The sequence below is a fragment of the Ornithobacterium rhinotracheale DSM 15997 genome (genome assembly GCF_000265465.1).
GTDB classification, from domain to species: Bacteria; Bacteroidota; Bacteroidia; order Flavobacteriales; family Weeksellaceae; genus Ornithobacterium; species Ornithobacterium rhinotracheale.
In genome coordinates this window covers 820,017-844,488 of sequence record NC_018016.1, presented here as the reverse complement: position 1 = coordinate 844,488, position 24,472 = coordinate 820,017, and the positions used below count along the sequence as shown (strand labels likewise).

20 protein-coding genes are annotated in these 24,472 nt (G+C 39.1%); 11 read left to right on the top strand and 9 right to left on the bottom strand.

The genetic code is table 11. The annotated features are described in order from the left end of the window. Positions 1 to 23: 23 nt before the first annotated feature. Complete coding sequence (locus tag ORNRH_RS03940) at positions 24 to 2,039, bottom strand: putative porin (protein ID WP_014790614.1); 2,016 nt, start codon at positions 2,037 to 2,039, stop codon at positions 24 to 26. Positions 2,040 to 2,072: 33 nt separating this feature from the next. Beyond that, entirely contained in the window at positions 2,073 to 3,134 is a 1,062-nt protein-coding gene (gene aroC, locus ORNRH_RS03935; RefSeq protein ID WP_014790613.1) for a chorismate synthase, read from the bottom strand. Positions 3,135 to 3,191: 57 nt separating this feature from the next. Here aroC and ORNRH_RS03930 point away from each other — a divergent pair, with 57 nt between their 5' ends. Continuing rightward, positions 3,192 to 4,019 carry a hypothetical protein gene (locus ORNRH_RS03930; protein ID WP_014790612.1) on the top strand — a complete coding sequence of 276 codons (828 nt, stop codon included), beginning with the start codon at positions 3,192 to 3,194 and terminating at the stop codon, positions 4,017 to 4,019. Here the strand turns inward: ORNRH_RS03930 and ORNRH_RS03925 are convergent. The 3 genes from ORNRH_RS03925 to ORNRH_RS03915 all read right to left on the bottom strand — a co-directional run bounded on the left by ORNRH_RS03925 (position 4,016) and on the right by ORNRH_RS03915 (position 6,668). Beyond that, complete coding sequence (locus ORNRH_RS03925; protein ID WP_014790611.1) at positions 4,016 to 4,753, bottom strand: LytR/AlgR family response regulator transcription factor; 738 nt, start codon at positions 4,751 to 4,753, stop codon at positions 4,016 to 4,018. The genes ORNRH_RS03930 and ORNRH_RS03925 overlap by 4 nt on opposite strands. A gap of 2 nt (positions 4,754 to 4,755) precedes the next feature. Continuing rightward, a complete protein-coding gene (locus tag ORNRH_RS03920; protein WP_014790610.1) occupies positions 4,756 to 5,745 on the bottom strand; it encodes a sensor histidine kinase in 990 nt (329 codons plus the stop codon). A 98-nt stretch (positions 5,746 to 5,843) separates the two neighbouring features. Continuing rightward, the gene (locus ORNRH_RS03915) at positions 5,844 to 6,668 is read right to left on the bottom strand and encodes a hypothetical protein (RefSeq protein ID WP_014790609.1); all 825 of its coding nucleotides are present in this window, start codon (positions 6,666 to 6,668) and stop codon (positions 5,844 to 5,846) included. 160 nt (positions 6,669 to 6,828) lie between these two features. Here ORNRH_RS03915 and ORNRH_RS03905 point away from each other — a divergent pair, with 160 nt between their 5' ends. The 7 genes from ORNRH_RS03905 (at position 6,829) to ORNRH_RS11875 (ending at position 16,744) form a co-directional block, all read left to right on the top strand. Then, complete coding sequence (locus tag ORNRH_RS03905) at positions 6,829 to 7,497, top strand: bifunctional 4-hydroxy-2-oxoglutarate aldolase/2-dehydro-3-deoxy-phosphogluconate aldolase (protein ID WP_014790607.1); 669 nt, start codon at positions 6,829 to 6,831, stop codon at positions 7,495 to 7,497. Positions 7,498 to 7,600: 103 nt separating this feature from the next. Beyond that, on the top strand, positions 7,601 to 8,827 hold the full coding sequence (locus ORNRH_RS03900) for a DUF4861 domain-containing protein (RefSeq protein ID WP_014790606.1): 1,227 nt from the start codon (positions 7,601 to 7,603) through the stop codon (positions 8,825 to 8,827). A 165-nt stretch (positions 8,828 to 8,992) separates the two neighbouring features. Next, on the top strand, positions 8,993 to 11,134 hold the full coding sequence (locus ORNRH_RS03895; protein ID WP_014790605.1) for a polysaccharide lyase family 8 super-sandwich domain-containing protein: 2,142 nt from the start codon (positions 8,993 to 8,995) through the stop codon (positions 11,132 to 11,134). 55 nt (positions 11,135 to 11,189) lie between these two features. After that, positions 11,190 to 14,198 carry a chondroitinase family polysaccharide lyase gene (locus tag ORNRH_RS03890; RefSeq protein ID WP_014790604.1) on the top strand — a complete coding sequence of 1,003 codons (3,009 nt, stop codon included), beginning with the start codon at positions 11,190 to 11,192 and terminating at the stop codon, positions 14,196 to 14,198. A gap of 80 nt (positions 14,199 to 14,278) precedes the next feature. Continuing rightward, positions 14,279 to 14,509, top strand: a complete 231-nt coding sequence (locus tag ORNRH_RS03885; RefSeq protein WP_014790603.1) for a FeoA family protein — start codon at positions 14,279 to 14,281, stop codon at positions 14,507 to 14,509. Next, entirely contained in the window at positions 14,506 to 16,596 is a 2,091-nt protein-coding gene (gene feoB, locus ORNRH_RS03880) for a ferrous iron transport protein B (RefSeq protein WP_014790602.1), read from the top strand. Before ORNRH_RS03885 ends, feoB begins: the two co-directional genes overlap by 4 nt. A gap of 4 nt (positions 16,597 to 16,600) precedes the next feature. Beyond that, positions 16,601 to 16,744 (top strand): FeoB-associated Cys-rich membrane protein, encoded by a 144-nt coding sequence (locus tag ORNRH_RS11875; protein WP_014790601.1) that lies wholly within the window; start codon positions 16,601 to 16,603, stop codon positions 16,742 to 16,744. 318 nt (positions 16,745 to 17,062) lie between these two features. On the opposite strand, the gene ORNRH_RS03875 is transcribed toward ORNRH_RS11875, so the two are convergent. Together ORNRH_RS03875 and ORNRH_RS03870 are read right to left on the bottom strand one after the other, a co-directional pair. Beyond that, positions 17,063 to 17,467, bottom strand: a complete 405-nt coding sequence (locus tag ORNRH_RS03875; RefSeq protein WP_014790600.1) for a hypothetical protein — start codon at positions 17,465 to 17,467, stop codon at positions 17,063 to 17,065. After that, a complete protein-coding gene (locus tag ORNRH_RS03870; protein ID WP_014790599.1) occupies positions 17,457 to 18,158 on the bottom strand; it encodes a Crp/Fnr family transcriptional regulator in 702 nt (233 codons plus the stop codon). Before ORNRH_RS03870 ends, ORNRH_RS03875 begins: the two co-directional genes overlap by 11 nt. Positions 18,159 to 18,213: 55 nt before the next feature. Between ORNRH_RS03870 and ORNRH_RS03865 the strand changes: the two genes are divergently transcribed. The 3 genes from ORNRH_RS03865 (at position 18,214) to ORNRH_RS03855 (ending at position 23,027) form a co-directional block, all read left to right on the top strand. Further along, a complete protein-coding gene (locus ORNRH_RS03865; protein WP_014790598.1) occupies positions 18,214 to 20,598 on the top strand; it encodes a heavy metal translocating P-type ATPase in 2,385 nt (794 codons plus the stop codon). A 132-nt stretch (positions 20,599 to 20,730) separates the two neighbouring features. Next, on the top strand, positions 20,731 to 21,912 hold the full coding sequence (locus ORNRH_RS03860; protein WP_014790597.1) for a pyridoxal phosphate-dependent aminotransferase: 1,182 nt from the start codon (positions 20,731 to 20,733) through the stop codon (positions 21,910 to 21,912). 188 nt (positions 21,913 to 22,100) lie between these two features. Next, a complete protein-coding gene (locus ORNRH_RS03855) occupies positions 22,101 to 23,027 on the top strand; it encodes a UDP-3-O-(3-hydroxymyristoyl)glucosamine N-acyltransferase (RefSeq protein WP_014790596.1) in 927 nt (308 codons plus the stop codon). On the opposite strand, the gene rsmI is transcribed toward ORNRH_RS03855, so the two are convergent. Further along, positions 23,024 to 23,698 (bottom strand): 16S rRNA (cytidine(1402)-2'-O)-methyltransferase, encoded by a 675-nt coding sequence (rsmI, locus tag ORNRH_RS03850; RefSeq protein WP_014790595.1) that lies wholly within the window; start codon positions 23,696 to 23,698, stop codon positions 23,024 to 23,026. The genes ORNRH_RS03855 and rsmI overlap by 4 nt on opposite strands. Continuing rightward, positions 23,698 to 24,471: a hypothetical protein gene (locus ORNRH_RS03845; RefSeq protein ID WP_014790594.1), complete on the bottom strand. Its 774-nt coding sequence runs from the start codon at positions 24,469 to 24,471 to the stop codon at positions 23,698 to 23,700. Before ORNRH_RS03845 ends, rsmI begins: the two co-directional genes overlap by 1 nt. Between the last annotated feature and the right edge of the window lies 1 nt (position 24,472).

The following is a 24,472-nucleotide window of genomic DNA, read 5'->3' as shown; positions in this document are numbered from 1 at the left end:
TGTTGAATATTAAAATAGGCTTTTTATGAGAATAAAAACCAATTAATCCCGATTTGGATTTTGAAATCCTTGGCGGGTTGTTTCGGGGTGTACAAATACTTGCCAGGGAGCACAAACGAGCTGATGTTTTCGCCACGGAGGTAGATACGCATTTGGCGCACTTTTAAATTAGCAAAAACATCTACATAAGGATAGTTTCCGATGTCCTCACGGTTTTGCAATTGCCATTCGTTCAAGATAGGGAAAAACGCACGCGATTTAAATTTGCTGTAATAATATGCCGATGTCCCTACCATAACTTGCGCATTTTTCTGGAAAATATCGTTTTGGTAATAGAACGCTGCTCTTGCCAAAATCTTAGGCAAAGGCAATTTGTCCTCATTGGCAGTCAGCATTTGGTATTGCGCTTGGGCGTCTATATGGAATTTTCCGAATTTTTGGTGTTTTTTGGCGTTTACAGAAAAGTAGTTTAAGGCATTTCCGCTTTGTGCTACATTTAAATCTTGGTCTAAATAGGTGAAATTTAAAATATTTGAAACCTGTGCCGAAACTTCTAAATCAAGTGGGGCAAAGATCAATTTACCGTAAATGCTTTGGTAGTTTTCATTACTAAAACCAAAATGGTCGAAATTCAATTTTTTGTAAAAACTTTGATTGGCTAAAAGATTAAATGAAGGATTTCTTGAGCCAATTCTTGCCCCCGCCACCACGGCATAATTTTTAAGTGGCTCGAATTTTAAATTTGCATCAAGATTATAGACCGTTCCCCACGAGGTGCCTTGCAAAAATTCGGCATTTCCGTTTAATTTTAATCGCTCGGAAAGTTCAAATTTCAATAAACCTTCAATCCCAAATTGATTATTGGTATATTTTTCATCTGTAAGCCCATTGGGGTGATCAAATTTTAAGCTTTGGTTTTTAAACACTGCACCTGCATCTATCCACAGTCGCTCGCTCCATTGGTATTGAGCTCCAAGGTAGTTTTTTAATATATCAAATTTCTTTTTGTCTAGGAAATCCTTTTCGTTTGCATTTACGAGTGCAAAATCTTTATAATATTCCTCTGGCTGCTCTTCTTTAAAGGCGTATTCTTGCGATTCAAGTTTTAAAACATGTTTCAGCTTTATGGGGAAAATATATTGTGTGCTGTCTTGTGCGTTTCGGTGTTTAAACAAGCCGTAGGTTTGGTTAAGGTAAAAACTTTTTGATCTAAAGCGGGAAGTGCTGTAAAATAAATTAGGAGACATTCGCTCCCTGCTTCTGAACAAATCATCATTGTCCTTAAATGCCACAAGACTCTCTGGCGTGATTCCACCATTTTCTTCGCTTTGGATTTTTTGTGTCATCACATTGGTATAGAGTTGGTAGCGATGATTGGGCGTATTGTAGTTTACCGAAACTCGGAAGTTTTTATCATCTGTACTTTGTCTTTGGAAAACACCCTTAGAGTTTAAACTATTGAACTGCAAAGCATAGTTTAAATTAGCATTGATGCTATGCGTGAAAAGCGTTTGCAGAAACTGCCCTTCTTTTAATCCATTTTCAAAAGAAAAATGTGTGGTAGGTGTTTTTACATTAAAGTATTCTACATCTTCTGGTCTTATGTAGAGGTGTCTTTTTCCCGCGGGCAGAATGCCTTGGTTGGGCTGGTCTATATCATACACCAGCGGATTAAGGGCTAAACCTAAATTGGAACCTACTTGGTAGCCAAATAAATCCCGATTATAGATGTTTTGTTTGTAATAACTTTGAATGCTCAGAGCTGTGTCCATCACTTGTTTGGGGGCATTGATTTGCCAAAAGACATAATCTTTAATCGTTGGAATAAAAACTTTTAAGGAATCCGACGGACGGTCTTTTTGCTCCATTCCCATGGAATCGGGCACGGAAAATCCATTATCCATTGCACTGGGGCGTCGCCATTGCTCTCCCTCGGCACCTGCACTCACAGGGTCTTCCAAAATTTGTCCCCATGCGGGTGCACCAAAACTTCCCAACCCTAAAATGAGTAGGAATGCAAAAAAGTGTTTATAACTCATGTCGCAAAGATATTCAAATTTAAAAATGAATTTTTATAAAGTTCTGGTTTTGTTTAATAAGACAGAATCGAGCATCACTATCGCAGCAAGTGCTTCTACAATTGGCACGGCACGTGGCACTACGCAAGGATCGTGGCGTCCTTTGCCCATCATTAGCACTTCTTCGCCTTTGGAATTTATAGTTGGTTGTGTTTGGATTAAAGTTGCTACGGGCTTAAACGCTACATTAAAGTAAATATCCATTCCGTTGGAAATTCCGCCTTGAATGCCACCAGAAAAATTAGTTTTTGTTTTCCCATCTGGCGTAAAAAGATCGTTGTGTTCCGAGCCAAGCATTTTGCTTGCGCCAAAACCGCTCCCATATTCAAAGCCTTTCACGGCATTAATGCTTAGCATGGCATGCCCTAGTCGTGCGTGCAATTTATCGAAAACAGGTTCGCCTAATCCTATCGGTACATTCTTTATCACGCACGAAACGGTGCCGCCAATCGTGTCGCCTGCTTTGCGCACTTCTTGAATTTTTTCAATCATTTGTTCGGCAATTTCAGCGTCTGGGCAACGCACGATATTGCTTTCCGTTTGAGCTAAGTTCAGCGATTGATAATCTTTGTTTAAAGCAATTTCGCCCACCGATGATACATAGGCTTGGATCTGCATCTCGGGCAAAAGTTGTTTGGCAACAGCTCCCGCTACCACCCAATTGGCAGTTTCGCGAGCCGATGAGCGTCCGCCCCCGCGGTGGTCGCGAATGCCGTATTTTTTATCATAAGTAAAATCGGCGTGCGATGGGCGATACACATCTTGATTGTGCCCATAATCTTTAGTCTTTTGATTCGTGTTTCTAATTAAAAAACCGATGGGGGTTCCCGTGGTTTTGCCTTCAAAAATACCACTTAGAAACTCCACTTCGTCGGGTTCTTTGCGTTGAGTTACTATTTTAGATTGTCCTGGTTTTCTACGATTGAGCTCTTCTTGAATCTTTCCTAAATCTAGGGGCACATTGGCGGGGCACCCATCGATTACTCCTCCAATGCCCGCACCATGACTTTCGCCAAAGGTGGTGAGCTTAAAAATATGTCCTATGCTGTTTAACATGCCACGAATTTAAAAATTAATTTCTTTTTCTGTATCTTTGAAACAAAATAATTCAAAATGAAAAAGTTTTCTATTCTAGTTTTTGCACTGTTTATGTGGATGGGACGGGCACAAAGCATCGCTGATTATGAGTATGTATATGTGCCAAAAAAATTTAGTGATTTTAATCAAAATCAATATCAATTAAACACATTTTTAAACTGGAAACTTAAAAAGTTAGGCTACAAAACGCTATGGACAGATCCGCTTGAGTGGCCGATAGAGCTCAGACAAAATCCTTGCAAAGTCTTGATGGCTGATGCAGAAAATGTAGGGAATCTTTTTACCAATAAGATAAAGGTAATCTTCACCGATTGTAATAAAAATGTGGTGGCAGAGTATAAAGCGTCTTCCAGTATCAAAGATTTTTCGGAAGGGCTGAGAGATGCCATGGACAAAGCCTTGGCTGGTGTGCCTACGCCTGCACCGAATCCTAATCAAAATTATAGCAATGTGGCAGAGGAGGCTGTAATTATAACCAAAAAAGTGGAAAAAAGCCCCTACAACGATCTGTTGCCAGAGGATAAAAAAGCCAAAGGCGAGAGCAGTGTAAAGCAAATTCGAGTGAATCCTAGCCAAACTCCAGTCTTCACCGACGGGAAAGCTGAATTAAATAAAATCGGAATTGGCGGGAAATCGTTTGTTTTAATCCAAAAAGGGAAAACCGATGCTTTTGCCGTGTTCCGCCCGTCTGCCAAGGAAGGTGTTTATCGCGTACAATTGCAAAACGGAGTGAATACGCTTGGGTATGTGGCTGATGACAAAATCACCATCGAAATCCCTGTGAATGGCAATTTTGAAAATAAAGTTTTTGAACTTAAAAATAGGCTGAAATCGGTTTTTTAAGCAAGCCAATTTTTAAAATCCAAAACACGCTCTCGGCTCACGATCCAATCGCCTTGGGCGTGTTTTATTTTAAGCCTTAATCTATTGCCAGAGTAGCTGTATATGTTTTCGATAAATGCGCGGTGCACAATGGCTTGTCTGCTGACTCTGAAAAATAATTGTGGGTTGAGTGATTTTTCCAATTCAGAAAGCGAAAAATCAATCGGGTATTCTCTGTTTTTGTAGACCAGAAAAGTCGTTTTTTCTTCGCTGTAAAACATAGAAATTTCTTCCGTCAAAAAACTTTTAAGTTCTTGACCAATTTGTACAAGAAAGCGTTCTTTGTAATTGTTACTATACTGATTAAAAAACGCCTGAATAGTGTTGAAATCAAAAAACTCTTTTTGTTTCTGCTGGCGATATTTGGCAAGCGCGTTGGCTAGCTCTGTTTCGTTAATGGGCTTTAGCAAATAATCAATGCTATTTAGTTTAAACGCCCTAAGAGCGTATTCGCTATAAGCCGTTGTGAAGATAATGACACTTTGTGGCTGAATGTGCTCAAAGATTTCAAAACTAAGCCCATCTCCCAGCTGAACATCTAGAAATATAAGTTCTGGCGATGAGTGTGTTTTCAGCCACTCAATGGATTCCTTCACCGATTGCAAGGAGCACAAAATGTGCGCTCCTTGTTTTTCGGCTAAACTCTTTAAATGGCGTGCCGCCACCGCTTCGTCTTCTATAATTATGGCATTCATGCTCAGATTGTTTTTAATAAAGGAATTTTTACTGTGAAATGCGTTGCACTTTCTTGCACGATTACTTTTTTGTCTACGCTTGTGTATTGATTTATGATGTTTTGTAAGCCCTTTCCTTTTCGTTTTTGCAAAATAGATTTTGGGTTTAAATTATTTTTCACTACTAAAAAATCATTTTCTTGATAAATTTCTATTTTCAATTTCTTTTCACGGCTTAATGCATTGTGTTTTATAATGTTTTCTAACAACAATTGCAGCGTGAGTGGAGCCAAGTACAGCTCAGAGTCTGCAATTTCTGGTTCGATGTAAATCTCCAAGGAATCCTCAAATCGGATTTGGATTAAATTTAAATACTTTTCGGCAAACTTAATTTCATCTTTCAATTGAGTCCAGTTTTTTTCAGACTCGTCTAGAATATAGCGGTAAACTTCCGCCATATCTGTTATGAAATTTTGCGCTTTTTTAGGGTTTTCGTCGATGAGTCCGTTTAAAATGTTCAGAGAATTAAAAAGAAAATGAGCACCGATTTGGCTTTTTGCCGCACTTTCTGAACGGCTAATTTTAGCAATGGAAAGCTCCTGCTCTTTATTCTTTTTTTGAAAAAAATTAAAGATGTAGTAATAGGAATAGAATAAAAAGCCTATAATGAGTGATATGGCTAAAATTCTAGAATAATCATGGGTGCTTCCGCTTAATATTTGAGCAATTAGGTAAACAGCAAAGGAGTTTACAGCAATAATAAATATTAAATAATAGAACCAGAATAAAGAACTCTTTATCTCTGTTTTTTTCAACAACAATCTTGCTCGATGATGAAGATAAGTATTTAAGAAATAAAGCGAATAGCAGTAAACTGCTGAATATAAAATTATCTGTACAAGATAGCCTACAGTGATATGTGTTAGAGAAACTCCCTGAGAAATAATGGAAAAAAGTACAAAGCCAATTAATAAGATAGTGGCAATCGCAAAATGTTTTACAAATGTTCTCATATGAATTATGTTTTAAAATTATGAAACAAATATGAGAATGTGGGGCGCATTCACGAAAAATTATTTTCCGAGCTGTTGTTTTTTTAAGACCAGTCGTTTTATTCCATCACTACATCTACCGTGCTACGGTCGTCTGTGTACACAAACCAAACATCGTAGGCGGTGGATTTTACCTTTAAAGTATTTAATTTAAAAAACCTTCCATATTTTTTAAACAACATCACATCTGTGGGCAGCAAATAAGGTTCCCGTTCTGGGTAGGCGAGTGCCACCAACGATTTGTCCACGATTTCCTGCGTTACGGGCACGGGATTGAAGGTGTTAAACTGAAGGTTGTAAATCACTTTGCCCTCAGGATTGGCATAAAACAAATAATCTTGCCCAAACGGAATGTGGTTTCTCTCTTGATTTTCGGTAAGCAAATACAATTTATACAATTGCATCGGTACGCCTTTGATTTTTTCTTTAAACGGAATAAAAACCGGGTTGTAATATTGCCCTTTTTCCATTTGGGCAATGTCGTAGTTATTTTGCACTTGAGCCATTATTTTATGTTTCATGTCCAGAAAGTTACTTTCCTCGGCGTTCATGTATCTTTCGTGCAGATTGATGTTGGGAGCATCTTCGGCATAAGCAAAATCAAAACTCGCCAAAACTTTGTTAGGAATCTTGGCATCTGTAATCAAGGCAATAATGGAGTCGTTACGCTGGTAGCATAGAATTTCGCCAGCGTTTTTTCGCAAAGATCTTAGATAATTAATGCTATCGTTGGTTCTAAAGAAAGCTCGGTCATAACGATAGAGCAAATCCGCCTCGCGCACGATAGAATCGCCAATTTGCTGAAAAGTGCGAGTGTCTCTTTTCTGGGCAAAAACACTTAAAAATCCAAATAAAATAAATAGGAAATAATATAAATTTTTCATGCTAAAATCTTGTGTTTCTAAAAAGTAAATGTACAAAAAAATACCGAATGCTAAAATGTGCCAAAATCGATATTTTTAAAAGCATGACAAAAATAAGCGTACAAAAAACACTTCCGTTTGTATTTAGAAATGAAAAAATCCTTACCTTTGAAAAAAAATTATGGCAAAGTTTAGCAAAATACAAACCTTAACTAAGGTAGCAGAAACAGGAATGATTCCTGTATTTTACCACACAGATGTAGAAGTGGCAAAAAAAGTAATCAAAGCATGTTACGATGGTGGCGTTCGCGCGTTTGAGTTTACCAACCGTGGAGATTTCGCACACGAAACATTTGCAGAAGCAGTGAAATTCGTTCGTAAAGAATGTCCAGAATTAGCCATTGGGATTGGTTCTATCGTAGATGTTCCTACAGCTGCTTTATACCTTCAGTTGGGGGCAGACTTCATCGTAGGTCCGCTTTTAAACCCAGAAATCCCAAAAGTGTGCAACCGCCGCTTGGTTCCTTATATCCCAGGATGTAGCACCGTGTCTGAGGTAGGTTTAGCGCAAGAATTAGGGTGCGATGTTTGCAAAGTGTTCCCTGGCGATGTAGTAGGTGCTAATTTCGTAAAATCATTGTTGGCGCCACTTCCTTGGAGCCAAATCATGGTAACTGGTGGGGTAGAACCTACACAAGAAAGCATGAAAAAATGGTTTTCAGCAGGTGTGAAAAGTGTGGGTATGGGATCTAAATTATTCCCTAAAGACAAAATCGCAAACGAGCAATGGAGCGAAATCAGCGAAATTTGTAGAAACACACTACAATACATCAAAGAAGCAAGAGCTTAATTCATTTGATACAATTAAATGTAGAAAAAACGCCTTTTTTGGCGTTTTTTTGTAGCTTTAAATATTGAAAATTTTAGTTTTAAATCTAACATATAAAATTATCATGAAAAAAATATTAGTTTTAATGCTAGCGGGGAGTGCTTTATTCAGTTGCCAAACGAGCAAAGTGCAAATCGCCGTGAGCAATGATTTGCCCCAAAGTCGCAACCGCGAAATCGTGGAGGTGCCAATGAAGAAAATTCCAAAAACGCTTAGAAATCCAGAAGAAATCGTATTGACTGATGCGCAGGGGAAAGCTTTGAGTTTCCAAAAAACTTACGACAACAAATTGATTTTCTTGGCAAATGTGCCAGGCTACGGCGTGAGTAAATATACTTTAGCCAAAGGAACGCCAGAAAAGTTCCCTAACATGGCACAAGGTAGACAATATCCTGAGCGATTGGACGATATGGCTTGGGAAAATGATTTAATGGGCTTCAGAGCCTATGGTCCTGCCTTGCAGAAAACGGGCGAAAAATCATTTGGATACGATTTATTCATCAAGCGTGGAACAGAATTCCCAGTTTTGGATACTTTGTATGCTAAGGAGCTCGATCATGTTACTAGACAGCGATCAAGAGATTTAAAGAAAACCAACCCAGAAGAGTCTTTAAGATTGTGGCGTTCAATTTCGTATCATTACGATCGAGGGCATGGTTTAGATTGCTATAGTGTGGGACCTACCTTGGGTGCGGGCGTTACGGCACTTATGGTGGGCGATAGCATTGTGTATCCTTATTGCTACAAAGAATATGAAATTTTGGACAACGGTCCGTTGCGTTTCACGGTGAAACTTACCTTTAATCCAGAAAATTACGAAGGGCAAGAAGTTGTAGAACAACGCTTAATTTCGCTAGATGTAGGATCTAATTTAAACAAATCTGAAATCCTTTACAAGGGACTGAAAAAAGAAGCACCAATCGCTACAGGATTTGTAATGCATGATTCTCCACAGCGCATTTATGCCAACAAAGGGATGAGAATTTTAAGCTACACCGACCCTACCAACACGGCAGATAAATCCAATGGTGAAATTTTCCTTGGAGCAGTTTTCCCTAAAAAGGTAAAAGTTTTCAAGAAAATTTATTTCTCAGCGAGCAAGGCTAAAAAGATTAAAGCCTATGGGCATGTGGTGGCAGAAAACGAATACAAGCCAAACAAAGTGTTTACTTACTACTTCGGTGCTGGGTGGACAAAAGCCAATATGCCTAATCAGCAAGCTTGGATTGATTATTTAAAGGGTTTTGAGCAAAGAATCGACTCTCCGCTTAAAGTAAGCGTTCAGCGTTAAAAGCCTTCGAATTCTTTTTTTTTAAGATTAAAAACACAGATAAATGTCATTTGTCTGTGTTTTTTTGTTATTAAAATGTAATAAATAATCGTTAAAGGCATCGGCTTACATTTTTATTTGTGTACCTTAGTACACTGATTAAAGTAATTGAAAAATAGTTTTTTTATGAACAAATGTTTTTTTAGAACCTTGCTGTTTGTCTTGCTTGGGGTGGTGGTGAACCTGCGAGCACAGCAAAAAAATGATTTTAAAATCATTCAGGAGAGAATCGCAAAAATGGTTTCGGCAGAAGACTTTGGCAAAATTAAACCCGCCAAAGTGGATGCGCTACTCAAAAGTATGAAACCAAATGGTAGCTGGGACGATATTGATTATAAAAACGAAGATATGGTCAATTGGACGCCACAAGACCATTTGCGAAATGTAGAAGTTTTGGCTGTGGCATACACTTTGCCAGAGTCGCAATATTATAACAATCCCGCACTTTTAAAAGCCATAACTAGCGGTTTGGAATACTGGAACGAAGTGCAGCCTAAAAGTAAAAACTGGTGGCATAATGATATTAATTCTCCTAAGCTTTTGGGTAGAATTTTATTGGTAATGGATGGAGCCAAAAAAGGAATTCCGCAAGATTTAAAAAATAAAATCGTAGCCCTGATGGAGAAAGCACCATCGCCTACTACGCGCACAGGTGCCAATAAATTGGATATCGCAATGCACAACATCTATCGTGCTGCGGCTACTCAAGATGCACAGTTAATGAAATTTGCAGCAGATGAGGCGTTTCAGCCTGTAAGATTGACTGATGAAGAGGGGATTCAGTATGATTATTCTTATCAGCAACATGGGCCACAATTGCACATTTCAAGCTATGGGCAAGTTTTCCTTTCGGGGACTTACATGGTAGCTTCGTGGTTGGTAAACACGCCATTTGCACTTTCGCCAGAAAAGTCAGAAATTTTAAATAAATATTTCTTTGGGACTTATGTGCCATCTGTTCGTGGTCGCTATATTGATTTTAACACCGAAGGAAGAAGAATTTCAAGACCAAATGCTTTAGATAAAGAAAAACTAGATAGAGCAAGTTTTGATGAGAGTTTTCTAGGTTATGTGGAATTGGTGGCAGGCGAAAAATACCAAAAGCAATTAGCCGATTTTAGAAAAAGAATATCAGAAAAAGAGCCAGCCTCTTATGGCATTACGCCTCAAAATGTAAACTTCTGGAAAGCAGATTATGTTTTGCACATTCGTCCAGAATATTCATTTAATGTAAGAACCAATTCAACACGCACCAAGCGCACCGAGCGTGGAAACAACGAAAACTTATTGGCAGGAACTTTATCAGATGGTTCTACCGATATTCAAGTCGAGGGCGATGAGTATTTCAATATTTTCCCTGCTTGGGAATGGGATAAAGTGCCAGGCGTTACAAGTCGTGATTATGCCGAGGATTTGGAAATTCCTAAAAAGAAAGAATGGGGAATCGATGGAACCACGGATTTCGTGGGAGGCGTTTCAGACGGGCTATATGGAGCGGCTGTTTATACCCAAAATTACGATGATGTGCTGGCTAAAAAGGGATATTTCTTTTTTGATAAAGCCATTGTTTGTCTAGGAGCAGACATTAATAGCGAGGCGCCAGAGAACATTACTACTACTTTAAATCAAACTTGGAGCAAAGGAGATGTATATATTTCTGCAGGCAACCGTGTGAGAAAATTTGAGCCAGGCTTTGCAAAAATCAAAGCCAATGGAATCTGGCACCGAAATGTTTTGTATCTGCTTGAGCCTAATACAGAATTAAACATTAGCAATAAATTGCAAAAAGGAGAGTGGGGCGCGATCAACCGTTCTAAGGAAAAAGAAAAACCAGTCTCTGGTAAGGTGTTCAAAATTTGGCTAGATCACGGAAAATCACCTAAAAATGCAAATTATGATTACATCGTGGTGCCAGGTGTAGACGAAAACGCTCTAGCTGATGATGGCAAGATTAGAAAAGAAATCAACATTTTAGCCAACAATGGGAAAATGCAAGCCGTAGAAAATAAAGCACTTAAAGTTTTGCAAGTAATATTCTATGAGCCAGGCGAATTGAAGGCTAAAGACTGGAGTGTGAAAGTAGATCAGCCATGCGTGGTGATGATTAATGCGAAGGATAAAAAAATAAGTGTAGCAGATCCTAGCCACCAACTCAAAAATGTAAAAGTAGATTTCGCGGCGGGAAAATCCTGTAAACCGCAATCCGTTACCGTAGACTTGCCACAAGGTCATTACTTAGGCAAAACAGTAACTCAAGATTTTAAATAATTAACTAACTAAGAGTTAGCCTATTTCTTGGTGGGGTAACTCTTTTTTTAATTCAATGAAAAAGCTCATTATTTTTTTTCAAGCACTTATGTGCTTTCCGCTTTTAGCTCAAAAAAATGTTATAAATATACCTGCCAATAGCGATGGTTTAGTCCTAAAAGCGGAAAAGTCTATGGTGAAATTGGTAGAAAATCCATCGAAAACCATTTCTCAATCCGCGGAATGGGATTGGTCTAAAAATGCCGATTTTAAGCTATTTAATTTAGCATCTACAAAAGTGGAAAATCCACGCGCTACCCTTGTTTTTTGGTTGTACAATACCACGCCACAAAACGAGAAATTAATGGTAAAAGTTTCGCAAGATGCCAGCAATTATTTCATTTTTCCTTTTGGGTTAAATTTCAAAGGTTGGCGCACTGCATGGGTAATGTTTCACCGAGATATGCAAGTGGTGGGAAATCCCAAAAAGATAAACTTCATTGAATTTTTAAAACCAAAAAACGCCAAAAATGGTATTTTTTATCTAAACGATGTGCGCTTGGTAAACGAAGTAAATCCACGCTCGCCTATGCAAGATGAGCAGTTGCCTTTTGTAAACAAAGGCGTGGAAAAATCGGCGAATGCACACTGGGTGGCTTTGTACAATTTTGCGCATCAGCCCAAAAAATTAGCAGAAACCAAATCAGTCACTATAAGCCAACAAAACGGAATCACTACGATTGCCAAAAGACTCAAAAAACAGATTTTAGATGATTTTGATGTCGAAAAAAACAAAGTGTCCTTTGCCGAAGTTCAAAAAGAATTTAATGATTGGGGAATTCAAGAAAAAAACGGAATCTACAGCGGGAAGCCAGTGCTTTCGATGAACGACCGCGAAATCCTGAAAAAAGAACAATTACCCGAAAAGCACATCAAAGATTTCACTGAGCTGATGCTGAAAATTGCGATTTTAAGGGATTTTTCGCAAAATCTAACGGAACAAAAAATCTTGGATAGTATGTTTTTAACCCTACTGAATTTTATGCACGACCAAGGTTGGGCAGCAGGCAGTGGTATGGGCGCATTGCACCATTTAGGTTACAATTTTGAAGGCTTTTACGAATCTTGTTTCTTGATGCGCGATGTAATCAAAGCCGCAGGACTTACGCAGCAGACATACGATGATATGTTTTGGTTTTCGGGCTTGGGTAGAATTTATACGCCCAAAAAAGACTTGCCGCATTCCAATATCGATGTGTTCAACACGCTACTACGCGGAATGCTTTGCACTATTCTCACCGATGATAATAAAGGAAAAATAGCACAAGAATTAAAGCAATTTTCTTGGTGGCTTTCAGAAAATATGATGCCTACTTATAGCATTCGCGGAACATTTAAACCAGACGGAGCGGTGGTGCATCACGGGACTTTGTACCCTGCCTATGGCGTGGGTGGATTCAGAGGGCTTTCGGAAACCGTTTACGCCTTGTCCAAAACCGATTTTCAAGTAAGTACGGCAGCATACAACAGCTTTAAAAAAGTACTGCTCACGGCGCACGCTTATGCCAATCCAAGACATTGGCCGCTCAGCGTGGCGGGGCGTCACCCGACGGGGAATTTTAAACTATCTCCCAAGCCATTTTTATGGACTGCGCTTTCCTCGCCCACTGTGGATGAAGATGCAGAACTCGCGTCTGCCTATATGCTGATTTTGAACAAAAATAAAGACAAATGGTCGCAATATTTTAAGACTAAAAACATTAAAGCTAAATACCCGACAGGGCATTGGAATATTAATTATGGTTTGCTCGATTTGCATCGCCGCAAAGATTGGCTCGTGGCGTTGCGTGGGCACAATCGTTATTTTGTGTCGCATGAGAGTTACCCTGGGCAAAATGTTTTCGGCCGATTTTTGACTTACGGAAATTTCCAAGTTTTATATGACGAAAACGATAAAAATGCACCCAAAAACAATTTTGAAGATAAAGGCTGGGATTGGAGTTTGATTCCAGGCACCACAACTTTGCATCTCCCAATCGATGCGATGAGAGCAAATATCATCAATGCCGATAATTACAGCGGTGTGGAAGAAATGCTCTTGACCGATGAAGTGTTTGCGGGCGGCACCAATTTGAACGGACAAGGTGTGTATGCCATGCAATTGCACGGGCACGATAAATACGATATGGGAAGTTTTAGAGCCAATAAATCATGGTTCATGTTCGATGATTTGGTGGTGTGTTTGGGCTCGGATATCGAGAATAATCGTAGCGATGTAGAAACTAGAACTACGGTTTTTCAGAACTATTTGGGTGAAAAGACTGTTGAAAGCAAAAATGCTTTAAGGTTAAATGGCAAGTCGCTTTCGGTCAACAGACCACAATTTACTAAATACATGAGAGTGTTGGATTCTCGCAAAATCGGATATGTTTTCCCCAAGGTGGGACAGGTTGAATTGTATCGTGGTCTACAAAAATCACGAGACCAAAAGGATCAAAAAGATACTCAAGGTGTATTCGAAACGTTGACTTTTAATCATAAAAAATCGCCAAAAAATCAAAAATATGAGTATGCCATGCTCATAGATACGGACGACAAAGCCTTAGCTGAGGTGCAAAATCGTATCCAGAGTGGTGCTTTGTACAAAGTCTTGCAGCAAGATTCCATAGCGCACATTGTCGATTATCTCCCACTTAATATGTGTGGATTGGTGGTCTTTAAAGCTAATAAAAAATTATATAATCCGCTGGTGGAAAGTATCAATAAGCCAAGCCTGATTTTGTACGAGAAAAAAGGCAATGATTATCAATTTGCGATTACCAATCCCGATTTGGGCTTTTTTCAAGGCAAAGATGATACGCCAATAATCAACGGCAAGCGAAAAGAAGTAAGCATTTATTCACGCAAATGGTATGGAACGCCTGCAACGCCTTCGGTAGTGAAAGTTGTGCTGAATGGATTGTTTGAAATTTTGCCTAATGACGCTATAAAATCAGTGCGTAGAGAAGACCGAAAAACCATCATCGAAGTGAAATGCGCCTATGGAATCGCCACAAAATTTAACCTAAAACCCGTTTTGATGTAATTTTCTATCACGAAAAACAATTTAGATTAAATAAAAATTACTATATTTGTTTTTCCAGAATTAATTAAAGCATAGACAAGGTGTTATTAGCAGACTTAAAAAAAGGTGAAAAAGCGAAAATCACGGGATTCACAACCGAGGATATCCCTGCTAAATTCCTAGAAATGGGACTAGTTCCTGGTGCCGAAATCAGGTATAAATGTTCGGCGCCGTTCAATGGGCCTATGTGTATTATGCTTTGTAAAAATAAATGTGTGTTAGCCCTTAGAAAGACTGAGGCTGCTTATGTTTTGGTTAACAAAGGAGAATGAGCGTACTTAAAGTAGCACTTGTTGGAAATCCTAATGTCGGGAAATCTACCTTGTTCAATGCGCTTACAGGGCTAAAGCAGCGTGTGGGGAATTACCCAGGTACCACGGTAGAGAAACGCGTGGGGAGCTTTAAATACAAAGGCGAAAAAATCCAATTATACGATTTTCCAGGTACATATACCCTTTATCCCAAATCGGCAGATGAAGAGGTAGTTTTCAATATTTTAAACAATCCTAATTCTCCTGATTTTCCCGATAAAGTCGTAGTAGTAGGGAGCCCTTTGCAACTTAAACGAAGCTTATTGCTCTATGATCAAGTGCGAGATGCGGGCTTGCCCGTGATTTTTGTGCTGAATATGGCAGACGAAATCGAGAAAAATCAATTATCAATTAATCGAGAGGAGTTTCGTATGCTTTTGGGCGAAGATTTGATTGAAATCAATGCTCGAAATGCACAAAATATTTCGATTTTAAAAGATAGAATTTTAGAAGATTTCCCGATTTATGAGTCAAGTTTTCATGTATCGCCCTTGTTTGAGGATGCGGTGAGAGAAATGCGTGAAAAATTTAATTTAAAAAGGGATTATACTGCTTATCAATTTTTAGCTCAGCCTAATATTTCATTTTTTACGCCAGCGCAAAAAATGGAAAAACAGGCTATTTTAAAGGAGTTTAAAATCGTAAGCTCTCGCATGCAAGTGGCAGAAACCGTGCAACGCTATGAGCAAATCGATCCGTTGTGCGATAGATTGTTGCCACCAGCCGATGAGCATGCCGAAACTTTTACCGAAAAGTTAGATAAAATCATTACGCACCCAATTTGGGGTTATGTGATTTTCTTTTTGATATTATTTTTGGTGTTTCAAGCGATTTATAGCAAGGCAGAGGTTCCGATGGAATATATCGACGAGAAGTTTGGCGAATTACAGAATTTTGCCAAAATCAACTTAGGCGATAGTCCGCTTGCGAATTTAATCACAGATGGAATTATTCCAGGAATTAGCGGAATTGTGATTTTTGTGCCCCAAATTTTTATTCTGACCTTGTTTTTGCTGTTGCTCGAGGAGTCGGGTTATATGAGCCGCGTAGTCTTCTTGATGGACAAATGGATGCGCCCGTTTGGGCTTAATGGCAAATCTGTAGTGCCACTCATGTCGGGTGCCGCCTGCGCCATTCCCGGAGTTTTAGCGGCACGAAATATTGAAAATACAAAAGAACGCTTAATCACAATGCTTGTTACGCCGTTCATTACTTGTTCGGCGAGGTTGCCCGTGTATGCTGTTTTGATTGCTTTGGTAATTCCGCACAAGCAGTTTTTAGGCTTCAATCTTCAAGGGGTAGTACTTATGGGGCTTTATCTGTTGGGCGTTTTGGGAGCCTTGCTTTTTGCTTTCATTTTTAATAAAGGAATCAAAACACCATATAAGAGTTATTTAATCATGGAAATGCCCGATTATCGTATTCCATATTGGAAAAATGTATTGCTTGGGCTGTGGGAAAAAGTGAGTGCTTTTGTCTTTGGAGCAGGGAAAATCATCTTAGCAGTAAGCGTTATTTTATGGGTTTTGGCAAGTTATGGTGTTACCGATAAATTCAAAAATGCCGAAGAGCATATTGCGCAAGAAAGCCGAATTCACCAATGGAACGAAGAGGATTTTGAACACCATTTGGCAGCCTATAAATTAGAAAATTCATTGCTCGGAAACATTGGAAAAACCATAGAACCCGTGTTTAAACCCTTGGGCTATGATTGGAAAATCAGCATCGGAGTGCTTACCTCTTTTGCCGCGCGCGAAGTTTTCATTTCTACGATGGCTACCATTTACAGTTTGGGCTCAGACAATGACGACGAAAACCAAATCGTGGCGCGTATGCGTAACGAAAAGCGTCCCAACGGAGAGCAAATGTTTAATCTCGCTACAGGAATTTCGCTGATGTTGTTCTATGCCTTTGCCATGCAGTGTTTAAGCACGCTCGCCGTGGTGCGCCGCGAAACAGGCTCTTGGAAATGGCCCATGGTGCAATTGGTGTGTATGACGGGGCTGGCATATGTAGTCTCGATGTTAATCTATCAATTATTAAGCTAAAAAAATGGATTTGCAAATCATCATCATTGCCATACTTTTTGTGCTGGCATTAATCTATCTTTTCAGAAAAACGATTTTACCTATTTTTACTAAAAAATCAGGTTGCGACAAAGGCTGTGGCTGTGGTGGAAAGGAAAAGAAAATTTAAAATTGCTGGAAAATCTTTCTTTGTCGCATAAATTGTTTTCGGAAAAGGCTGTGATTTTTTTATCAAATGATAAACATTTTGCTCAAAGAAGAAAAATTTTTGAGTGATTTAATGAAATTTTTGCGTTCTGTATCGAAAATTTTGGGCTTAGTATCGAAAAATTTGACTTAATGCCCTAAAATTTTGCCTTAGGTATCCAAAAATTTCATTGTTTTGATTAAAAATTTCGCTGTTTTAATTAAAAACTTCTCTTTTTTGCCTAAAAAACTCTTCCGTGGGCAAAAGTTTTATACCGAGGTGCAAAAATTAATTTTATGTTTATTTCTGTTCCGTTTCGTCTTGATACATAAAAATGTAATAAAACAAAACAATTACCCAAAAAATGATAAAAGCACCAATCCCACTAAGGAATAATTGCATGCCCCATGGTTGGTAGAGCATGGCGCCCACTAACCCGCCAACGATAGCCAATAAACACGCCCCAATGTAGGTGACGACCAAGGTTTTTCTGTCACTATGGTCGCCCGTGAGTACAATGTATAGAAAGGCATAAATAAAATAAGCGACCAAGGAACCCCCTCCGATCGCTAAAAAGTAAAAGCCTAAATTTCTAAAAGCCGTTCCTTGCAATGAAGCAGAAAAAATACCGCCAAAAAAAAGAAGGCTAATAGAAATTATAGACCAATATAAATTAATGCTTTTTAAGTTGTTTTTACCCGACATGCGCCAATTTCTTGATCATTTCTCGGTTTACAATTTTGATTCTTCGCCCTTGTACAGCAATCAATCCGTCGTTTTTAAACTCAGAAATCAATCGAATTGCCGATTCTGTCGCTGTTCCAATCAAATTGCCCATTTCCTCGCGAGTGAGCGAAATGTTGATATAATTTTCGTTGTCATTTCCCAGCTGCTCCTCAAGCATCATTAAAACCTCTGCCAATCGCTCGCGCACAGTTTTTTGAGCCAAAGTTGTGATGGTTTCAGCCGCATCACCTAGTTGTTTAGAGATTAATTTCAGCATTTCAAAGCTAAAAGATGAATTTTCTTGTAACATTTTTAGGAAAAATTCGCCTGGGAAAAATTCAACTTTCACTGCGCTAATGGCAGAGGCCGAAGAACCAAAAGCCTCCCCAGTGAGAAGAGATCGATAGCCAATCATATCGCCAGATTTTAAAAAGCGAATAATTTGTTCTTTTCCTGTAAAGCCTACTTTGTATACTTTGGCAGTTCCTTCTTTGATCAAGAAAATACCAGTTGGGATCTTACCTTCTTCTAGAATTAAATCTCCTTTTTTGAAAATAATTTCTTTTCTTTCACTTCTTAATACCTCCTTTTCCTCCTTAGAGAAAACATTCAACATCGCATCATTATCAAAATAATCATGCAGTACAGAGAAATTATTGATTTCAGACATAAAATGATATTTATCACGCAAATATAAGCAGAAGTTATTAAATTTGTGCAATATTATGAGTGAAACTTGTTACCATTGTGGTTTAGATTGTGAGGAAGATTTAATAATCTTTGACGACAAGCCTTTTTGCTGTCAAGGTTGTAAAACAGTTTATGAGATTCTGAACCAGCACGAATTAGCCACTTATTACGAATTGAACAAAGCACCAGGCATTCAGCCTAATGCCAAAAACAAACATTCGTTTGATTTTTTGGACACACCAGAAATCTTTGAAAAATTCATTGATTTTAACGACGATGGCGTAGCGGTGGTCAATTTTTTTGTACCCGTAATCCATTGTAGTTCATGCGTGTGGGTGCTCGAAAGTTTAAACGAGCTAAATGATGGGATTTTGTACTCCAATGTAAATTTTCCACAGAAAAAAGTGCAAATTACTTATGATTCTACCCAATTAAAATTAAGCGAATTAGCCTATTTTATGGCAAGTTTGGGCTACAAACCTGCACTTAATTTAGAAAACATTGAAAAAGAAAAATCCAAACACAATCGCCAGTTGATTTACCAATTAGCCATTGCAGGATTTTGCTTTGGGAATATCATGCTTTTGGTTTTTCCCGAATATGTGAGTTCAGACGAAACATGGCTGGAGCAAAACAAAAACTTTTTCCGTTGGTTTTCCTTTGTTTTAGCCTTGCCTGTGTTGCTTTATTCTGCAAAAGATTATTTAAAATCGGCGATTTTAGCCATAAAAAACAAACGAGTAAATATCGACATTCCCATTGCTATTGGGATTTTGGTGCTGTTTTTTAGAAGCCTTTACGAAATCCTCACGGGGCACAGCGGCGGCTATTTCGATAGCATGGCGGGCTTGGTGTTTTTTATGCTGATTGGTAAATGGTTTCAGCAGCGCACTTATCAAAGTTTGTCTTTTGACCGAGATTACAAATCGTTTTATCCCATCTCGGTAGCCAAAATCACCGAAAATGGAATTCAAAATATTTTACTTTCTGAGCTTAAAAAAGGAGACCGAATTTTGCTTAGGGACGAAGAAATTCTCCCTGCCGATGCGGTTTTGATTAAAGGCGATGCCCGTATCGACAATAGTTTTGTGACGGGCGAATCTCGATTAATCACCAAAAAAGTGGGCGATAAAATTTACGCAGGCGGCAAGCAATCGGGGCAAGCCATAAGCTTGGAAATCATCGAAGAAGTGAATCAAAGTTATCTCACCAGCCTATGGAATCACGAGGTTTTTGCCAAAGAAGAATCTACGCTCGGGAATTTGGTAAACCATGTGAGCCAGTATTTTGTGTGGGTGATTTTAGTCATATCGATTATTTCAGGGATTTTTTGGTATTTCCACGATGCGAGCCGAATGTTTCAAGTCATCACGGCGGTGCTCATCATTGCGTGTCCGTGTGCGTTGGCGTTGGCGTCGCCTTTTACTTTGGGGAATTTAATGCGAATTTTTGGGCGAAATAAATTCTATGTAAAAGAGGCACACACGATTGAGAAAATGGCTAAAATCAACAGCATTGTGTTTGACAAAACAGGAACGATTACCCAAAGCCAAAGCGAAGAAATTTTGTACGATGGTACACCGCTCACTCCGCAAGAAGAGCAAGCTGTGGCGAGTTTGGCGCAGCAATCCAATCACCCGCTAAGTCGTAGTTTGCAACATTACTTTAAACAAGTTTCCAAAACCGATGAAATTCTGAATTATCAGCAAATCAAAGGCAAAGGACAACAAGCCACGATTGGTGGCGTGCAAGTGCAATTGGGAAGCCGTGAATGGCTCGGAAATGTGCCAAAATCCGATTTTGAAACTACCGAAGTTTTACTCGCAATCAATGGGGAATACAAAGGGAGATTTATTTTTAAAAATAAATATAGAAAGCATTTAGCCCAAACGATTCATGCACTTTTAAATTATAAATTAAGCGTTTTATCGGGCGACAATGCCAACGAAGAATCGAATTTAAAGCAGATTTTCCCGCCGCAAACGAGTTTAAACTTTAACCAAAGTCCGCAAGAGAAGTTAGAATTTATCGAGCAATTGCAGCAACACGGCGAAAAAGTAATGATGCTCGGCGACGGACTAAACGATGCAGGAGCACTCAAACAGAGCAATGTGGGCGTTGCCGTGGCAGAAGATATGAATGTGTTTTCGCCCTCGTGCGACGCAATTTTGGGAAGTACTTCGTTTGACGAGTTGCCCGAATTTTTACGATTGAGTAGAGTAGGCGTGCGTTTGGTCAAAACCGCCTTTGTTATCAGTTTTTTGTACAATGTCATTGGGCTGAGTTTTGCCGTTACGGGGAATTTAACGCCCGTTGTGGCGGCGATTTTAATGCCGATTAGTTCAATTTCGGTGGTGCTTTTTGCCACTTTCAGCACTTGGCTCGCGGCGTATTTTATCTTGAAAAAACGAAAAATATAGAAAATTCCTATTTTTTTGGTTTTTAAGATGAATTGTTTTTTGGGGTGAAAAATATTTTATCAAAAACCAAAAAATCATGCAAAATTTAATTTTCAGTATAAAAAAGATTAAATTTGTGAGAAAATACAACACATGGAATTATCTCAACGCGTACAATCACTTAAGCCTTCAGCCACGCTTACCATGGCGGCAAAAGCCCGCGAATTGAAAGCAGCAGGCAAAGACATCATAAGCCTAAGTTTGGGCGAGCCCGATTTTGAAACTCCAGATTTCATCAAAGAAGCGGCAGTTCAAGCCATTCACGAAAACTACAATCACTATCCGCCATTGAACGGATACCCTGATTTGCTCGAAGCTATTGCGCACAAGTTTAAGCGAGACAATGGCTTGGAATATAAAACCTCTGAAATTATGGTTTCTACGGGCGCAAAGCAATGTATCTACAACAGTATCATGGCACTTGTGAACGAAGGCGATGAGGTGATTTTGCCTTCGCCGTATTGGGTGAGTTATTCCGACATTACACAACTAGCAGGCGGAAAAGTCGTAGAAATTTCTACCACTTTGGAAAACAATTTTAAAATCACGCCCGAGCAATTGGAACAAGCCATCACGCCTAAATCCAAAGTATTGATGTACAGTTCTCCATGCAACCCGAGCGGTAGCGTGTACACGAGAGCAGAATTAGAAGACTTGGCAAAAGTACTCGAAAAACATCCACAAATCATCGTGATTTCAGATGAGATTTATGAGCACATCACCTATTCAACCAAGATGGAGAGCATGGCATCTATCAAAAATATGAAAGAACGCACCATTACCATCAATGGCTTGGCAAAAGCCTTTGCGATGACGGGCTGGCGTATCGGCTACATTGGCGCGCCCGAGTGGATTGTGAAAGCGTGTAGCAAACTGCAAGGGCAAATCACTTCTGGGGCTAATTCCATTGCACAGCGTGCCGCCATTGCCGCAGTTTCTGCCGATCCTAGCAAGATTCAGTATATGATAGACGCGTTTAAAAAACGAAGAACTTTGGTCTTGGAAAAAGCAAGAGAAATCCCTGGATTCGAAGTTACTGAGCCAGAAGGAGCCTTTTATATTTTCCCGAAAGTTTCTTCTTTATTTGGCAAAACTTTCAATGGCGTAACGATAAATTCAGCCTCAGATTTAAGCTTATATTTGCTCGAAAAAGCACAGGTGGCAACCGTTACGGGCGAAGCTTTTGGAAATCCTAATTGTATCCGACTTTCTTATGCGACTTCGGAGGAGCAATTAATCGAGGCTTTTGCTCGAATTAAAAAAGCTTTAAGCTAAAGATGTTTAGCCGAAATTTAAAAATAAAAGCGATTTGCAGATGTTGTGAATCGCCTTTTTCTTGGGTTTAAGCTAGTTTTCTTTTCATTAAAATTAAAAAATGAAACAAAAAAACGGAATTTAAACGATTTTTAAGCCATGATTTTGTGTATTTTTGTCTTTATTAAAAAATTAAAAATAGATAGAAAATGCGTTTTCCCAAACCATATACTTTAGAAGAAATAGCTAAAATGATTGACGCCGAGTTTGTTGGCGATAAAGAATTTGAAGTTTTAGGCATCAACGAAATTCACTGTGTGGAGCCTGGAGATATTGTTTTTGTGGATCATCCCAAATATTACGATAAGGCTTTGCAGAGCAAGGCAACCATTGTTTTAATCAATAAAAAAGTGGAATGCCCAGCAGGAAAAGCACTTTTGGTGAGCGATGATCCGTTTCGTGATTTTGTGAAAATCGGAGAATATTTTGTGCAAAAAAATACGCAAAATCAATTACAGAATCCGAATTTGGAAGTGGGAGAGGGTACTTACATTGCCCCAAATGTCTTTATTGGTGATGCTGTGAAAATTGGTAGAAATTGCTACATTCACCCCAATGTTACTTTGGGCGATCGCACTGTGATTGGCGATAATGTAATTATTCATGCGGGCACTGTTTTGGGCGGTGATGCGTTTTACTATAAAAAGCGAGAATCGGGCTTTGATAAACTGAAATCAGTGGGAAATGTCGTGATAGAAAACGATGTGGAAATCGGAGTCAATTGTACCATCGATCGAGGTGTAACTTCTTCCACCACCATCGGGGCGGGTTCTAAATTAGATAATTTAATCCAAATAGGGCACGATACCGTTGTCGGGAAAAAATGTTTAATCGCTTCGCAAGTGGGCATTGCAGGTTGTTGCGTGATCGAAGACGAAGTAACTTTCTGGGGGCAAAGTGGAACCACAAGCGGAATCAGAATTGGTGCGCGTGCCGTTATCGGAGCCAAATCGGGCGTGGCAAAATCTATCCCAGGCGACAAACTATACATGGGAATGCCTGCCGAAGAAGGAAAAGCAGCTTATCGTAAATATGCGGCACTTAATCTTTTAATCAAGAATAAAGGTAAACTTTAATCTGCTCCTGCTACAACAATTACCATTTCGCCTTTGAGTTTTTTCTCTTGGGCGGTTTGTAATAAATCTTTGAGGGAACCTCGCAAGGTTTCCTCAAATTTTTTGGTGAGTTCACGCGAAAGGCTCGCTTGTCGTTCGTCCCCAAAATAAGTACAGAAATCTTTTAAAGTACGCTCGATTTTGTGAGGAGATTCGTAGAAAATCATAGTTCTTTTTTCTTGGGCTAAAGATTCAAGCAAGGTTTTTCTGCCTTTTTTAATCGGTAAAAAACCCACAAAAGTAAAACTATGATTAGGCAATCCCGAAAGAATTAATCCTGGGACAAAAGCCGTAGCACCAGGCAAAACTTCGGCTTCAATGTCATTTTCAATGCAAGCACGCAGTAGCAAAAAGCCAGGATCTGAAATCCCTGGCGTGCCCGCATCTGTAATCAATGCAAAGTTTTTCCCCGCCTTGAGTTGCGCAATGAGCGATTCGGTTTCGGCGTGCTCATTATGCGCATGGTGCGATCGCATGGGCGTTGCAATTTCGTAATGTTGCAATAATTTGGCACTATTGCGTGTGTCTTCAGCCAAAATCACATCAGCCGATTTTAAGACTTCCAGTGCACGCAGCGTGATGTCGCCCAAATTCCCAATAGGCGTGGGTACAAGTGAGAGTTTTCCGCTCATTATTCAAAGCGTTTTAGCGCAAGTTCTCTCAAGCGTTCAAAATATTCTCTCTTGTCCTCGTCGAGATGCATTTCTTGCTCCAAGTCGTTGAGGTACATTTGAGTAGAATTAGGGTCAGAGATTCGGTTTAAGATGTCGAGTGTAGAATCCATAAACTCATCATCTCCTAAAAATAATTGATTTAAAAACCCAATTCTATCGTTGAAATCAAGCACAATAGGCGGAATGTCGTAAACAGGTGCGGTATTCGGCACTTTTTTTGGCGTAAAAGCACTTTCGATTTCATCTATTGCAGAAGGTCTTTTTCTCATCAGCTCTTCGCCTTTTTCTTCTAATTCTTCCTCCTCATCAAAAGAAAAATCAGCAATCACGGTTTTTGGTTCCTCTCTTGAAATTTTTCTTGTGTCAAAATCATAAAAAACAGGTTTTTCCTCTTCGTCCTCTACTTCGGTAGTATTTTGCACAGGAGTATTGATTGGCTCGTCTGCTACTTTTGGAGTTTCGATAACTTCTGGTAAAGCTACTTCTTCGGTTTTTTCAAGCTCTGGTGACTTTTCTGGCTCAGAAGCAGGAGCCTCTGTTTGTGGTAAAACATCTGGCGAAAGGTTGTTTTGGTCTAAAAACTTTAAAAGCACAAATTTCTCGTAAAGTGTTTTTAGTTTATTTTCGTAAGACAACACACCGTTGAAAGTTTCACAAGTTTGTAGAGATTTAGTCAAATCTTTAATTTCTTGTACTAATTCGTTTTTGAGTTGAGGTAATTGCTTGTTCATA